The organism is Paraburkholderia fungorum (assembly GCF_900099835.1).
Classification (GTDB): domain Bacteria; phylum Pseudomonadota; class Gammaproteobacteria; order Burkholderiales; family Burkholderiaceae; genus Paraburkholderia; species Paraburkholderia fungorum_A.
Genome location: NZ_FNKP01000004.1, coordinates 1 through 13,459, shown reverse-complemented (window position 1 = coordinate 13,459; position 13,459 = coordinate 1). Strand labels below are relative to the sequence as shown.

At 58.1% G+C, this 13,459-nt stretch carries 14 protein-coding genes; 8 read left to right on the top strand and 6 right to left on the bottom strand.

All coding sequences use genetic code 11. The features are described 5' to 3' along the window. Nucleotides 1-58: 58 nt before the first annotated feature. Nucleotides 59-928 carry an SDR family oxidoreductase gene (locus BLS41_RS35640; protein ID WP_074773599.1) on the bottom strand — a complete coding sequence of 290 codons (870 nt, stop codon included), beginning with the start codon at nt 926-928 and terminating at the stop codon, nt 59-61. Between the two features lie 201 nt (nt 929-1,129). Between BLS41_RS35640 and BLS41_RS35635 the strand changes: the two genes are divergently transcribed. Together BLS41_RS35635 and BLS41_RS40210 are read left to right on the top strand one after the other, a co-directional pair. Continuing rightward, nucleotides 1,130-1,516 carry a winged helix-turn-helix transcriptional regulator gene (locus tag BLS41_RS35635; RefSeq protein ID WP_074773596.1) on the top strand — a complete coding sequence of 129 codons (387 nt, stop codon included), beginning with the start codon at nt 1,130-1,132 and terminating at the stop codon, nt 1,514-1,516. A gap of 1,111 nt (nt 1,517-2,627) precedes the next feature. Then, nucleotides 2,628-2,786: a thiamine pyrophosphate-dependent enzyme gene (locus tag BLS41_RS40210; RefSeq protein WP_366487268.1), complete on the top strand. Its 159-nt coding sequence runs from the start codon at nt 2,628-2,630 to the stop codon at nt 2,784-2,786. Between the two features lie 444 nt (nt 2,787-3,230). Here BLS41_RS40210 and BLS41_RS35620 read toward each other — a convergent pair whose 3' ends face one another. The 4 genes from BLS41_RS35620 to BLS41_RS35605 all read right to left on the bottom strand — a co-directional run bounded on the left by BLS41_RS35620 (nt 3,231) and on the right by BLS41_RS35605 (nt 7,523). After that, nucleotides 3,231-4,544 (bottom strand): MFS transporter, encoded by a 1,314-nt coding sequence (locus BLS41_RS35620; RefSeq protein WP_253189910.1) that lies wholly within the window; start codon nt 4,542-4,544, stop codon nt 3,231-3,233. A gap of 82 nt (nt 4,545-4,626) precedes the next feature. Beyond that, nucleotides 4,627-5,379, bottom strand: coding sequence for an SDR family NAD(P)-dependent oxidoreductase (locus BLS41_RS35615; RefSeq protein WP_074773586.1), 753 nt, complete (start codon nt 5,377-5,379; stop codon nt 4,627-4,629). A gap of 132 nt (nt 5,380-5,511) precedes the next feature. Beyond that, complete coding sequence (locus BLS41_RS35610; protein WP_083380279.1) at nt 5,512-6,393, bottom strand: alpha/beta hydrolase; 882 nt, start codon at nt 6,391-6,393, stop codon at nt 5,512-5,514. Between the two features lie 20 nt (nt 6,394-6,413). Then, a complete protein-coding gene (locus BLS41_RS35605; RefSeq protein WP_074773580.1) occupies nt 6,414-7,523 on the bottom strand; it encodes a porin in 1,110 nt (369 codons plus the stop codon). A gap of 190 nt (nt 7,524-7,713) precedes the next feature. On the opposite strand from BLS41_RS35605, the gene BLS41_RS35600 reads away from it, so the two are divergent. Continuing rightward, a complete protein-coding gene (locus BLS41_RS35600; protein ID WP_074773577.1) occupies nt 7,714-8,421 on the top strand; it encodes an FCD domain-containing protein in 708 nt (235 codons plus the stop codon). A gap of 621 nt (nt 8,422-9,042) precedes the next feature. Here BLS41_RS35600 and BLS41_RS35595 read toward each other — a convergent pair. Beyond that, on the bottom strand, nt 9,043-9,240 hold the full coding sequence (locus BLS41_RS35595; protein ID WP_074773574.1) for a hypothetical protein: 198 nt from the start codon (nt 9,238-9,240) through the stop codon (nt 9,043-9,045). A gap of 955 nt (nt 9,241-10,195) precedes the next feature. Here BLS41_RS35595 and BLS41_RS35590 point away from each other — a divergent pair. Genes BLS41_RS35590 through BLS41_RS35570 form a run of 5 tightly spaced genes read left to right on the top strand, consistent with a single transcriptional unit; the run spans nt 10,196 to nt 13,293 of the window. Next, complete coding sequence (locus tag BLS41_RS35590) at nt 10,196-10,510, top strand: non-heme iron oxygenase ferredoxin subunit (RefSeq protein ID WP_074773571.1); 315 nt, start codon at nt 10,196-10,198, stop codon at nt 10,508-10,510. 1 nt (nt 10,511) lies between these two features. Beyond that, nucleotides 10,512-10,823: a recombinase-like helix-turn-helix domain-containing protein gene (locus BLS41_RS35585; protein ID WP_074773568.1), complete on the top strand. Its 312-nt coding sequence runs from the start codon at nt 10,512-10,514 to the stop codon at nt 10,821-10,823. Nucleotides 10,824-10,881: 58 nt separating this feature from the next. After that, nucleotides 10,882-11,979 carry an aromatic ring-hydroxylating oxygenase subunit alpha gene (locus BLS41_RS35580; RefSeq protein WP_074773565.1) on the top strand — a complete coding sequence of 366 codons (1,098 nt, stop codon included), beginning with the start codon at nt 10,882-10,884 and terminating at the stop codon, nt 11,977-11,979. Next, nucleotides 11,972-12,739 (top strand): SDR family oxidoreductase, encoded by a 768-nt coding sequence (locus tag BLS41_RS35575; RefSeq protein ID WP_074770850.1) that lies wholly within the window; start codon nt 11,972-11,974, stop codon nt 12,737-12,739. The genes BLS41_RS35580 and BLS41_RS35575 overlap by 8 nt, the downstream gene beginning before the upstream one ends. A gap of 26 nt (nt 12,740-12,765) precedes the next feature. Beyond that, complete coding sequence (locus tag BLS41_RS35570) at nt 12,766-13,293, top strand: cupin domain-containing protein (protein ID WP_074773562.1); 528 nt, start codon at nt 12,766-12,768, stop codon at nt 13,291-13,293. Nucleotides 13,294-13,459: the final 166 nt, after the last annotated feature.

Sequence of the window (13,459 nt, the reverse complement as noted above, 5' to 3'; positions counted from 1 at the left end):
TCCATGGCGAGCATTCTCGCCTAAATCAGTGTCCGGATTTATTAGACCATTACTACATTTAGCCTAAAGTAATCGATGTCGGCAGGGAGGCAAGGATCGCATCGGAAAGCGTTGTCGTATTTCTGCCGAGAAGCGCAGCCAATTCACGGGACGGACTGTCCAGTTCTCCGTCCAACGACTTAACATCTGCATCAACCAATACGTCGACAATCATCTTTGGAATCCCCAAGCCAATGAGGGCAGCCTCATAGTCGGCGGCTGGCAGATTGTTATAGGTAATCGACCTGCTGCTTTGCTTGGAGACTTCCGCTGCAAAATCCGACATCGTGTAGGAATTATCTCCAACGAGTTCATACGTCTTGTTCACGTGGCCCGGCTGAGTGAGAACGGCGACGGCCGCGCCAGCATAATCACCACGGGAGGCTGAGGCAAATCGCCCGGTCATTGCGCTGCCGATGAGCGCGCCATGTGCGAGTGCAAGAGGCAGCGAGTCGGTATGGTTTTCCAGATACCATCCATTGCGCAACAGCACATAATCCAGCCCCGATCGTTTTAGGTAAAATTCTGTTTCTCTATGTTCGCCGGAGAGGCAAAGGCTGGACGTGTCAGCGCGCAGCATGCTCGTGTACGCGATCAAGTTCACCCCGCCTTGAACGGCAGCATCGATCACAGCCTTGTGCTGTCGGAATCTCTCACCGGGCTGAACAGCCGAGATAAGCAAAACCTTTTCTATGCCGTCAAACGCCTTCGCAAGCGTTTCCGGAAGATCATAGTCCGCTTTGCGAATTTGAATGCCAAGAGCGCGAATGTCGTCAACTTGGTCGGGACGACGAACGCAGGCCACGATCTGATCGGCCGGAACGACCTTTACGAGGCCCTTGATCACGAGCCGACCCAAATTTCCGTTTGCACCTGTAACAGCGATCATTGCGTTTTCCTTTTTTTTGGATAAGACACCTCTCCATTGTCTGCGATTAACCGCGACTGTTCCGGATCTAGTGCAGCCTTACGCTGTGCATCGCGGCCCGAGCCCGGGCAGGGCGAGAGGAGGAAGTTGCTATGGTATATTGAGGATACTTGGTGTCAATTAGGCACCGCAAAGCAACTAGGTAGCATTCGAGAAACCACAATGTCAGAACTCCCACTGGATTCTATGCCGGCGACTGTTTGTCCTAGCCGGGTAATGATCGACCAGATAGCCGACAAATGGTCGATGCTGATCCTAGCGGCCCTTCGCGACGGCCCATTGCGGTTTAATGCCATCAAGCGGCGTCTAAACGGTGTGACACAAAAAGCTCTAACACAGTGCTTGCGCCGGTTAGAGCGAAATGGAATTGTCGAAAGAAAGGTAACCTCGAGCTCCCCCATTTCGGTCGAATACAGAATCACGGCGTTAGGCACGTCACTCGACAAACCATTTCAGGCGCTTTACCTATGGACGCTTGAGCATCTTTCTGAGGTCGAAGAAGCCCGCGCTCGCTACGACAAGAATGTTGCTGTTGACTATCCGTCTTGAATCGAACGAAATGCGCTAGGGATACAGGGCGAGAAATAATACGGAAAGATGCACGCCCAGCGTGAGCCACCCTAAGCAGTCAATGACCTAAGGGTTAGGCGACAGAACTTCGGCTTGACACCCCGTTTGGTACGTTGATATCCGACGTTTCCTGTGTATAGCTGCACAAGTTGCCACATTCTCGTCTCGGCCTCGCGAGAGCATAGGACGAAGCGCAGGCATCCGCATTGGACAGCAGCCGGCCTCATGGGATCCGGTCGCTGCGGTTTTCCATGCCACATGCCAACGCCGCTAGGCTCCTTGACCAGTTTTTTGTCCACCACCGACGCAGTAGCAACTGGTCACCGCCGACCCGGATGAACTGAGCCGCGTCGAGACCGCGCCCGAGCAGCGCACCGCGGCGCTGCTGGCGGCGACCGTCAGCTGAGGGAAGTCAGGGAAAGGTTTTCGCGCGATCTCGAAAAGTTGCGGGAGCTGCCGAACGTTCGAAGGAGCGGCTTAGGCATCTAAAAAAACGTGCGCTGATGGAGATCGACCGCGAACACGGCGAACGGCGAAGCTGCAGATGGGGCGAGGCGACAGCTTCGCGCGCAGCTATTGTAGTCCGGTCCTTGCCAATGTGTGGTGGCTCATCAACGAACAAAATACATTTTGAGCCATTAGCAGCACAATGGCAGGCATTCTATTGTTCCTCAGAGTGACGCTATCTGTCAGCGCTATTGTTAGCTTTGAGAAACCTTCACTGTGCGGGCGATACCCGAAGTCGCAGTCCAAGCAGATTCTATCGAGAATCGCATCGTTCGATCTGCCCGAACATTAAACGTTGCTACAGATAACTGGAAATCTCTTGCTTTCGGGGACGGGTAGCGTTCGAGAAGTCCGGTTTTTATGGATCTGTGAAGCTTCTTGGTTTCTGGCAGCTTCACACACTTAATCCTGATGGGTGTCTGGCGCGATCCATCGCAGCTATGGATTGAAGAAACGGGGGCGCTCAGGTACTGCATTCGGTTTTGGCTGCTCAGGCAGCCGAGGTTGCTGTTTGCTCACTTGACACGGGCTCGCCAATAGGTGTCAACGAAGTGCCGAGTATGTTCGACGCGGTTGGCCAGCGATTGCGTCTGCAGTTGGAAGACAGGTACTACCCGTCCGGGGCGGCGCACTTGGCTGCGGAATGCCGGCCGCAGTCGGCGGGTCTCGGCAGGGCGGACGACGAGCGGTCGTCTGCTTCATCGGCGACGGCGCGGCAAAGTATTCTCTGCAGGCGCTATAGTCCGCGAAGCGTTATCGCACGCCCCGTCGCTTATCTGGTTTTCAACAACTGGAAGTACGACATTCTGATGCGCGTTGCGAATGGCTCGGGAAGGCCCAATACGCTACAGGACAATTTCATGGGCATGACGATCGACGAGCCGGCTATCGATTTTTCCGCATTCACCAAGCTCGCGGCGTTGCAATACTTCCGCTTCGACACGGTCGACAGGATAGCGCAGGGCTCGCCGCGGTATTTGGATTGCGCCACTCCGCAGTCGCGGAGGCATCGATCTCGGGCGTGTGATTGTCGCAAACACTGGAGTGTATTGATGCGACTACGGAGATCGAGAATTCATGGCCGATGCCGATGAACGTGGCGACCGGATGGAGATCGACGTGCGGGCTGCGTTTTTCCAGTGATCGAGGCGCGCACGTCACTCATTCTCTCCCGATACCGGAAGCTTTATGTCGTAGCGTGTCGCTTTTTAGACTTGAATCCCGCCCGCTCGGGGTAGGGCAAAAAAGCGGCGAGTAACGTGGCGAGCCCAATTCCGCCTGCCATCACGAACGTCGCCGCCGAGAAGTCTGGCGTCCTGCCACGGATCCAGCCGATCAGGTAAGGCGCGCTGAGACCCGCCAGCCCGCTGATGGTGTTCACTAGCGCAAGACCGCCTGCCGCTCCTGCACCGGTCAGGAACGCGGAGGGGACGGTCCAGAATACGCTAAATGCGCCAACAATCCCGGTAGTCGCAATGCACACGAACACGAACGATAGCAGCGGTTGCGACGGGGTCATGGCACTGGCGATCAGTCCGATCGTACCGATTCCGAGCGGAATGGTGAGGTGCCAGCGGCGCTCGCCTGTCCGGTCCGAATGCCGGCCGTTGATCAGCATGACGACCGTTCCGATCAGGAAGGGGATAGCATTGACGAAGCCCACCTGCACGATCGACAGGTCGGACATTTGCTTGATCACTTGAGGCAGCCACACCGATACGCCGAAGAAGCCGATGCCGATGGAGAAGTATAGAAGACCCAGCAACCAGACGATCGGGTCGGACATCGCCGCGCGAAAACTGGACGTTCCGAGCTTCTCGGCCACCTCCTGATCCTGCTGCATGCTCGAAATCAGCCATTCCCGTTCTTCAACCGATAGCCATTTGGCGTCGGCCGGCCGGCTCGTCAGGTAGAAGAAGGTGAACACTCCGAGCAGGATGGCGGGGACACCTTCCATGATGAACATCCATTTCCAACCGGAAAGGCCCGCTATCTGATCCATGTAAGCCATCACGATGCCCGAGAGCGGTGCACCAACGACGATCGACAGTGTGTTGGCCGAATATACCTGACCGATTGCGCGGGCCCGGTGGTCTGCCGGAAACCAGCAATTCAGGTAGTACATCACGCCAGGCAGAAAGCCGGCTTCCGCAATGCCCAGCAGGAAGCGGGCGCTATACAGTTGATACGGACTGTGAATGGCGGCCTGTCCCACAGATACGATGCCCCAAGTGAAGATGATCCGCGCGATCCACACGCGCGCGCCGAAGCGACGCATCAACATGTTGCTGGGAATTTCGAAGAGGATGTAGCCGGCGTAAAAGATCCCCGCTGCAAAGCCAAACATCTGTGGAGTCAGACCGAGTTCCTTGTTCATCTGCAGGGCCGCGAAACTGATGTTCGTGCGGTCCATGTAATTGACGAACCAGATGAGGAAAAGTAGCGGGATGAGGCGTCCCGTGAGCTTGCGGATGGTCGATTCCTTGAGTTCGTGTGTCACGAACGCTCCATGAATGAAAAAGTGTGCGGTGATTTTTCGCGCCCCTGCTGGCGCAGGGCCGAAAAAGAGTGGTGGCGTTGTTTCAGATGCCTAGGCCGCCAAGCGATTTACCGCCGTCGACAAACAGGGTCTGCCCGGTAATGAAGCGCGTTGCCGACGATGCGAAGAAGGCAATGGCTTGTGCAATGTCGAAAGGCGAGGCTGCTGAGCCCGTCGGTTCGAGCGCCGCCGCCGCGGCGTACTGGTCCGCGGGCATGGTGCGGGTCATCGGCGTGTCAGTAAATCCAGGGGCGATGGAGTTGACGGCAATCTGCTTCGGTCTGAGTTCAAGCGCCATGGCACGGGTCAGGCCGATCACGCCCGCCTTCGAGGCGACATAGTCGGCGAATCCTTTCCCGCCGAGTGCGCCACGCGACGAAATGGTGACGATCCGTCCGCCCGGCCCCATGCGCCGCGCTGCTTCCTGAGCACCAACGAACACGCCGCGCAGGTTGACATCGACCGTCCGCTGGAAATCATCGTCCGAAATTTCATCGAAACAGCGCGGGGTATATACCCCTGCAGCGCAAACCATTACGTCGACCCGTGCCTGCGCATCCAGGATGCGTTGAATGGCCGGACGATCGCAGACGTCGGCAACTGCACCTTCTACGCTGAGAGCGTGTGCCCGCAACCTTTCGACGGCTTGCTCAACGGCGCTGGCATTCCGATCGATGGCAATGACATGGAAGCCCGCTCTGGCCAGAACCTCAACGGTCGCGAGACCGATGCCGGAGGCGCCCCCGGTGATGAATGCGGTTTGGAGGCCGGCGCCGCCCGTGTCGATTGAGTTCATGATGAATTCCTTCTTACGTTACAAAAAATTGGTCCGAGTTGCTGCGACCGTTTGATAGCACTCCGGCCGGTCGGCCGGACACCGAAGCGAACCGGTTCCCAAAGGCGTTACCGGCCCGATGTCAATGAGCCTTTAGCCCAGATCCTTTTCGATCAATTTCACCAGTCGCCCGTACCAGGCGCTGTTGGCATGCCGCAATGAGGTGTGGGTGCCGAAGTGATCAAGTCCCGTTTCCATTTCCACATGGCAGGGTCCTGGCTGCTCGGCGAGCATCGCGCCCATCCGCTGATTGCTTCGAATCACGCGTTCGCTGTCGAACTCGCCGTAACTGAGATACATCGGGATCCGATTACCAGCAGTCCAGCACAAGGGACTCAACGTTGCGTCGGCAAGGGCATTCTCCAGAACCATTGAGTAGACGCGCTCTTCCATGCTGCCTTTCGCGGGTTCGGGATGATGCAGGTCCATGATTCCGCTTATCGGCAAGCAAGCGCGGATCGCTCCTGCATCGATACCCGCCCGTTCTGCGTCCTGCTGTCTGAGCGCCACAAGCGCCGCCAGATGACCACCCGCTGAGTGGCCGGACAGGTAGAGACGATCGGGAGAGCCGCCGAAACGGGCAGCGTGCTCGCGGATATGGGATAGCACGGCAAGGGCGTCGTCGAACGCCGCCGGCAGCTTGTGCGCTGGTGCGAGCCGGTAAGTCGGGGCGACCAGCACGATGCCGAGATCGGTTGCCGCCCGGGCCATGAACGAGGTGTATTCCTTATAGCCGTTGGTCCAGCCGCCGCCATGCCAAAAAACGAGGATGGGCGCGTTGTAGCAGTCTGCCGGACTGAAGACGTCATAGATGTGCTGCTCATTCGGACCATATACGCAATCCCGAAGGACCCGAATTCCTTCCGTCGGTATTTCGCTAGACCAGAAGAGGACCGTCTGCTCGTAACTTAGCGCTGCTTCGAACGGCAAGGGCGGTTGGGGTGGCAGCGGACGTCGCGACGTATTGAGTTTCATAGATAATCTGTTTTTTGCTGTTAAAACTTGTGACGGATTCCAATCATCGCGGACACCTGCGAGCGAGAAGACGATGCGCCGTTGTCGTAAATCTCTGCGTATTGCGCGCTGCCGGCTGCTTTCTGGTAGATAACCGTGCAGTAGAGGTCGGTCAGCTTGGAGATGAACCAGTCGGTCCCAGCATCGACCTGATGCCACTTGGGATTGGCAGAAGACGGGGCGTAGGTCGCGTTGGTGAAGATGTAGCCCAGACCGACGATAAAGCTCGGCGTCAGATAGTCGGTGACGGTCGCCTCGTAGTTGCTAACGAGGGTACGGGAGTTATCTAGATATCCAAACAGCGTATGCGTGTAGAGCAGTGAAAGCTGGTAGGTCGACAGTTTGTAAGATGCGCCTGCTCCCAGCATCTGCTGCTTTGCAACATCTGCTCCGCCGGGACTGGTGATGAACGGTGAATCGAATCCGTAATCGCCGTAGATCGCTCCGGTGGTGTTGCTGTCATTCGGCCGGTGCGCAACTATGTATCCCACGGCAGCAGCGACCGGTCCCCGGTTGTACGACACGCCGACGCTCATCGAGTTGTTATCGGAGAAGCCCCCGGCTTCGTTCGAAAACGCATAGGCCGACATGAACTGGAATCCGCCGATCGTTGGGCTTTGGTATTGCACCATGTTGTCGACACCGTAGGTGCGGAACAGGTTGTCGGCCTCGCCGATCGGGACGCCAATGGTGGCGAACTGCTGCGCCGCTTCGAATGCCCCTAGCGCAAATCCGATTGCGTCGTACTGACGGCCGGCAGTGATCGTCCCGAATGTATCGTCCTTGATGCCGACATCCGCAGTGCGCCCAAACAGACGGCTACCGTTACCCAGTTTTCCGGTGGTCACGCTGAAGCCGTTCTCGAGTGTGAAGATGGCTTTCGTCCCGCCGCCGAGATCTTCCACGCCCTTCAGGCCGATCCGCGGCGTTTGCTGGATCGAACTGGCCAATTGCACGAGGCTCTTTCCCCCGGAGTTGTTCGTGTACATGACACCTTCGGAGATCAGTCCGTAGAGCGTCACGCTACTTTGCGCAAATACTGGCCCCGTTACGACAAGTCCTAACAGCGACGAAAACAACCACCGTTTCATTCCGTTCTCCCCGTTATCGAATATCAGAAGCCGCTCCGAGCGACCGAGGCGAACGATAAGGTTTACAAAAAAACACGTCTATATAAATTTTACGTAAAATATAAAAAGATATAGTTGCTGTGTATTCAGACGTTTGTGTAAATTTATGCGATGATCCCGTCGCCTCGTCCGAGAATCGAGAGGAATACACATGGCACTACCACAACTGGCATCACCAAGCCGGTCGGGCGACGCGTCCAAAGCGACACTGTCCGAACAGGCGTTCGAATTTCTGGAGAATGACCTTCTGGCTGGCGTGTTCCAGCCAGGAGAGAAGTTGCGTCCGCAAGCGCTGCAGGAGCGATATGGCCTTGGCATAAGTCCGATCCGCGAGGCGCTGATGCTGCTAAGTTGCGACGGACTAGTAACGGTCGAAGGCCAACGGGGCTTCCGGGTGTCGGAGATGTCTGCGGAAGACCTGCTCGATATTGTCGAAACGCGAAAAACGATTGAAACCGAGTTGCTAACAGATGCGATCGAGCACGGCGACGAAGATTGGGGGGCTGAGATCAGCGCGGCGTTCTACCGCCTCGTCCATACCCCGTTGCCGCAATTGGGCGACATCGAGGCCGGAACGCGTTGGGAGCGCGCACATCGGAGATTCCATTCGGCTCTGCTGGCCGCCGCGCGATCGAATTGGCTTCGACGAATCGATGAGCAACTCGTGCGGCATTCCGAACGCTACCGGCGCATGCGAATCGCCGGCACGGTACCCCAAGAAGTATTGGCTCGCAACATTGTCGAAGAACATCAGGAATTAATGGAAGCGGTGTTGCGAAGAGACGTGCGCCGTTCCTGTGAATTGCTCTCGGCACACATTGAAGAAACGGCGCAGGCCATTTCCCCGTTGTTCGAGTAAACGCGCAGAATCGGCTCGAATCCGGTCAGCCGGTCATTCGCCGTCTACCGGGTGCGCTTCCGGTCTTGAGTCGGCTCAATCTGCGTCTGGCAGGCCTCCCGGAGACAGCTGCCCAATGTCGTTGCGCGGCGGAGTAGGTCCATGCGGTATGGACGTGGCCGGCACCGGCTTTGCCCGGCGGATCGCCGGCAGTGTGTCAAGGACTCGAGGTCGATCGCTGTCCTCCGCAGCATATGACCGGCGCCACGGATGAACTTTCGCGTGGCGCCTGCTGGTCCGGCCATTCTAGAAGCGACCCGCCCTTCCGGTTGTGAGCGCTCCGACCGCCAGAGCACGAGGCCCCACAAGAACACCGACAATTGCGTGCCGATAAGAAGGGCGCCTAGGGGAACCCGCCAGCTGATGTGTACCCGCCGCCGCCTGTCGTCACCAGGTTTATGACCGCGCCCATGATCAGGGGGCATTAACTGGGCTACCAGAGCCGACAAGCCATTTATGAAGCCGTAAGCACTGGCAATCTGTTCGGGACGCGAGTTGTATTGAGCGGTGCTCGCCACGGCAGGAATTTGATAGCCAAGACAGAAGTTGACGGCGACGAAACTATAGGTCGCCCACCGGGGATCAGGCATGCTGATCGCGAACAGCGCGGAGATCGTAAGCCAGCAGCGATGAACTCATGCTCACCAGCAGCAGGTGGCGCGTCTGCATTGCGCCGCGAAAGAGCTCGCCGACTTTCTTTTCAACCACGACGGTCGCGGCCTTCGGCTTGCTGCGAATGAAGGCCAGCACAAGCGGAATACCGAGTACAACGTTCAACATGCCGATTGCATAGAACGCGCGAGCCCAGTCTACTCTGAGCATCAGTTAGGGCGCAGAGGGTTAGCCGACAGCTAGCCTCAAACCCGTGTCTATGTGAAGCAGCGCGTTGGGTTTGCCCGTCTCGTTACTTTCGAAGTGGTCTTTGATGTATGTGTGTTGATGTCCACCCAGAATTTAGCCGCACCGCACCGCACCGCACCGCACCGGCCTCGGAAAAGCGGCATCAAATCACCAAGTTTTTCCCACAATTTCTTCCGGATGGGTTGAGCGAAAGCGAATTCCATTGCCATCAATTGATGGATAAGTGGTCTCGCACGTCATGTAGAGCGATGGCCCATCTTCTTCCACTGAGTCGGCTCGCTTTACCCGCACTGACGTTGCTCCTGGGAACTGCTTCATAAGTGGCACGATTTCATTCCGCATGTACTCGTCGAAGTAATTGCGGTTTGTTTCGTCCACGTACCCTTCAAAATACGCACGCCGAACTATCAATTGGTTCTCTAGAACTGACGGTGTCTAGAAAAAGGCGGAGTGGTTAAGCGCTTGCCAGTTCATGGGCGCAGATCAGCTCCGCCGGAGGCTGCCGAATGCGCAAGGCGCTTCGAATGGGAACGACAACCTGAAAAACGAGTCCTTCATCTTTCTCGAGGAGGAGTGCGGCAGTGGGGGCTGCAACGTGACGCAATCTAAAATTCTCCCGTCTCTATGAATTAGCAGAAATTTGTATTGGTCAACCGAAGCATCTGTGAAACAAGGCTTGTTGCAGCAGCGCTGCGCGGTTCACAGGCACGCAACTTAACGATCGGCTCTGTCTGCGTATCCCAGTCGAAGATTTGACCTTTATCGTATAAATTAGAAAAAATTTATTTTTTTCTCGTAACATCGCTCCTATAATTATCCATACACGAACTGATGTTCCTTAGGTGGAACATAGAGATTCAGGAGAAGGCGAGAAATGACTGATCAATGGCGCTGCGCCGGCCATGTCGGCGACCTGTCCGAAGACGCGCCGCTCGAGTTCAAACTCGACGGCACGGAAATCGGCATCTACAAAGTGGGCGACGAGCTGTACGCGCTCGAAAACGTCTGCCCCCACGCATACGCGTTGCTGACGCAGGGCTTTGTCGACGGCGACACCGTTGAATGTCCGCTGCACGAAGCCGTGTTCCATATCCCCACCGGCAAATGTCTGAAAGAGCCCGGCGGCCGCGACCTGAAGATGTACTCGGTACGTCTTGCGGGCGAAGAAATCCAGATCAAGGTGGCATGACATGCGAGAGGTAGCCGTGAACTTCAATCCTTTCCTGAAGCCGTGGCTCGCGCCGCAGCCGAACAACGTCGCCGGCAAGGGCGTGATCGAGAAACCGGGCCAGCAGGAAAACATGGTCTGGCAGAACCGCAAGGCCGAACCGACCAAGTACGAAAACGACTTCGGCGATGCGCTCGAAAAAGTTTTCGAAGCCGGCGCGATGGAGTTGCAGGAAGTCGTGGACGGTCTGAACCGCGTCGGCTTCCGCACCCCGGAAGGCCAGCCGTGGGACGCCGGGCGCCTCGCCGCCGAATTCCGCCTGCTCGCCGACTAGGCGCGCCCCCTCGAACACCGCGAACACGTTTCATCGCTTTCGTATCCGGAGTCTCCTTATGACGTCCCCCACTACAACTCAAGGCTCAGCCGACCCGATCCAGTCTTACCTGGACAAAGGCCTGCGTAACTACTGGTATCCCGTTGCACCGAGCTGGCAAGTCGGCGACGCGCCGGTCGGCATCACGCGGCTCGGCGACCAGATCGTGCTGTGGCGCGACAAGGAAGGCCAGGTCCGCGCGCTCGAAGACCGCTGCCCGCATCGCGGCGCGCGTCTGTCGCTCGGCTGGAACCTCGGCGGCAGCGTCGCGTGCTGGTATCACGGCATCGAAGTGGACGGCACCGGCACCGTGCAGCGCGTGCCGGCCGTGTCGGCGTGTCCGCTCGAAGGCACCAGGTGCGTGAAGTCGTATCCGGTCGAAGAACACGCCGGCGCGATCTTCCTGTGGTTCGGCGACGAAGCGCATAAGGAACCCGTGCCGCTCAAGCTGCCGGAAGAGCTGGTCGGCGAGGAATACGCGAGCTTCCTGTGCATGTCGAACTGGAAGTGCAATTACCAGTACGCCATCGACAACGTGATGGACCCGATGCACGGCGCGTATCTGCACGCGACGTCGCACTCGATGGCCGAAGGCGACAAGCAGGCCGACATGCGCGTGCGCAAGACCGAAACCGGTTTGATGTTCGAAAAGGTCGGCCAGCGCGACGTGAACTTCGACTGGGTGGAACTCGGCGAAACCGGCGCGCTGTGGATGCGCCTCGCGATTCCGTACAAGAAGAAGTTCGGCCCGGGCGGCAGCTTCGGGATCATCGGCTTCGCGGTTCCGACCGACGGCGACAACTGCCAGGTCTACTTCTGGCGTACCCGCAAGGTGCAGGGCTGGCAGCGCGACGCGTGGCGCTTCCTGTATCGCAATCGTCTGGAAGGTCTGCATTGGGACGTGCTGGAGCAAGACCGCTACGTGCTGGAAAGCCTCGCGCCGAATGCACGCGAACACGAGTTCCTTTATCAGCACGACGTCGGCATGACGCGCGTGCGCCGCATGCTGCGTCAGCGTGCGCAACAGCATTTCGCCGATCTCGACGCGCATCGCGCGCAAGTTCAGGCGCAAGCGGAAGCCGGTCAAACCGCCGAAGCGGGCCACAGCCATGCATAACGACGCGCTCGCAGCGCTCAACGGCCGACGCGTCCTCGTGACGGGCGGCGCGCGCGGTCTCGGCGCGGCGTTTGTCCGCGCGCTGGTCGCGGTCGGCGCGAAAGTGGTGTTCGGCGACGTGCTGCATGAAGAAGGTCAGGCACTCGCGGCATCGCTCGCAGCGCAAGGACATGCGGCGACGTATCTGCCGCTCGATCTGGCGAATCCGCAAAGCATCCAGCAATTCGCGGAGCAGGGCGCGGCGCAACTCGGCGGCCTCGACGCGCTGATCAACAACGCCGCAATCACCAACTCCGGCGGCAAGTTCGCGGACGAGTTGTCGGTCGACACATGGGACGCCGTGATGAACGTCAACGTGCGCGGCGTCTGGTTGATGAGCACCGCCGCGCTGCCGTTTCTGCGCGAATCGGGCCGCGGCAGCATCGTCAATATCGCGTCGGATACGGCGATGTGGGGCGCGCCGAAACTGCTCGCGTATGTCGCGAGCAAGGGCGCGGTGATCTCGATGACCCGCTCGCTGGCGCGTGAATTCGGCGCGCATCAGGTGACGGTGAATGCGATCGCGCCGGGCCTGACCGAAGTCGAAGCGACCGCTTACGTGCCCGCCGAGCGTCATCAGTATTACCTGCAAGGCCGCGCTTTGACGCGCGCTCAGGTGCCCGACGATGTGACCGGGCCCGTGTTGTTCCTGTTGTCCGATGCCGCGCGCTTCGTAACCGGCCAGTTGCTGCCGGTGAACGGCGGCTTCGTGATGAATTGATCTTGTCGAATCGAAAGGAGAAAGAGATGGCGGATGCCGATATCGAACGCAAATCGTGGGAACAACCCGCGGAAGCGAGCTTTGGACAATGGCTGGACAGCCGCGTAGCGCGCCTTGAAACGCGTCGCTACGACTGGGACGCGTTGAAGTTCCAGGCCGACTACGACCCGAAATATCGCCGCGCGCAAATGCGCTATGTCGGCACGGGCGGCACGGGCGTCGCGAAAGACATGAACACGGTGCCCGCAGGCGGCTTCACGTTTTCGACGATGGTGATCCCGGCTGGCAACATCGGCCCGAGCCATATTCATATGGATGTCGAAGAAATTTTCTTCGTGCTGCGCGGCAAGATGAAAGTGATCTGCGAGAAAGACGGCGAAACGTGGGAAGCAGAACTCGGCGAGCGCGACCTGATTTCGGTGCCGCCCGGCGTGTATCGCACGGAAATCAACATTGGCGAAGAAGACGCGCTGATGTGCGTGATGCTCGGTTCGCCGAAGCCGGTCACGCCGACGTATCCACCGGATTCGCCGCTGGCGAAGTTGAAGCGCTGAGCGAAGTACCCGAGGAGGAACTGTGGATGCTGTTCGAATGTGTAACCTTGCCGCCCAGTCCTAATCACAGGGTTCGAGACTCGGGAAGGGCCAAAAGCCGCTTACGCCTACGTCAATTCACGCGATACAACTCTGCAGATGCCGCATGCTCTCCTCTGTCCCGAAA

What these genes read in the sequence shown, in the direction of transcription:
- BLS41_RS35605 (WP_074773580.1), bottom strand. Translation starts at nt 7,523, where the DNA reads ATGAAACGGTGGTTGTTTTCGTCGCTGTTAGGACTTGTCGTAACGGGG.
- BLS41_RS35585 (WP_074773568.1), top strand. Translation starts at nt 10,512, where the DNA reads ATGCGAGAGGTAGCCGTGAACTTCAATCCTTTCCTGAAGCCGTGGCTC.
- BLS41_RS35580 (WP_074773565.1), top strand. Translation starts at nt 10,882, where the DNA reads ATGACGTCCCCCACTACAACTCAAGGCTCAGCCGACCCGATCCAGTCT.
- BLS41_RS35635 (WP_074773596.1), top strand. Translation starts at nt 1,130, where the DNA reads ATGTCAGAACTCCCACTGGATTCTATGCCGGCGACTGTTTGTCCTAGC.
- BLS41_RS35570 (WP_074773562.1), top strand. Translation starts at nt 12,766, where the DNA reads ATGGCGGATGCCGATATCGAACGCAAATCGTGGGAACAACCCGCGGAA.
- BLS41_RS35615 (WP_074773586.1), bottom strand. Translation starts at nt 5,379, where the DNA reads ATGAACTCAATCGACACGGGCGGCGCCGGCCTCCAAACCGCATTCATC.
- BLS41_RS35610 (WP_083380279.1), bottom strand. Translation starts at nt 6,393, where the DNA reads ATGAAACTCAATACGTCGCGACGTCCGCTGCCACCCCAACCGCCCTTG.
- BLS41_RS35590 (WP_074773571.1), top strand. Translation starts at nt 10,196, where the DNA reads ATGACTGATCAATGGCGCTGCGCCGGCCATGTCGGCGACCTGTCCGAA.
- BLS41_RS35575 (WP_074770850.1), top strand. Translation starts at nt 11,972, where the DNA reads ATGCATAACGACGCGCTCGCAGCGCTCAACGGCCGACGCGTCCTCGTG.
- BLS41_RS35640 (WP_074773599.1), bottom strand. Translation starts at nt 928, where the DNA reads ATGATCGCTGTTACAGGTGCAAACGGAAATTTGGGTCGGCTCGTGATC.
- BLS41_RS35595 (WP_074773574.1), bottom strand. Translation starts at nt 9,240, where the DNA reads ATGTTGAACGTTGTACTCGGTATTCCGCTTGTGCTGGCCTTCATTCGC.
- BLS41_RS35600 (WP_074773577.1), top strand. Translation starts at nt 7,714, where the DNA reads ATGGCACTACCACAACTGGCATCACCAAGCCGGTCGGGCGACGCGTCC.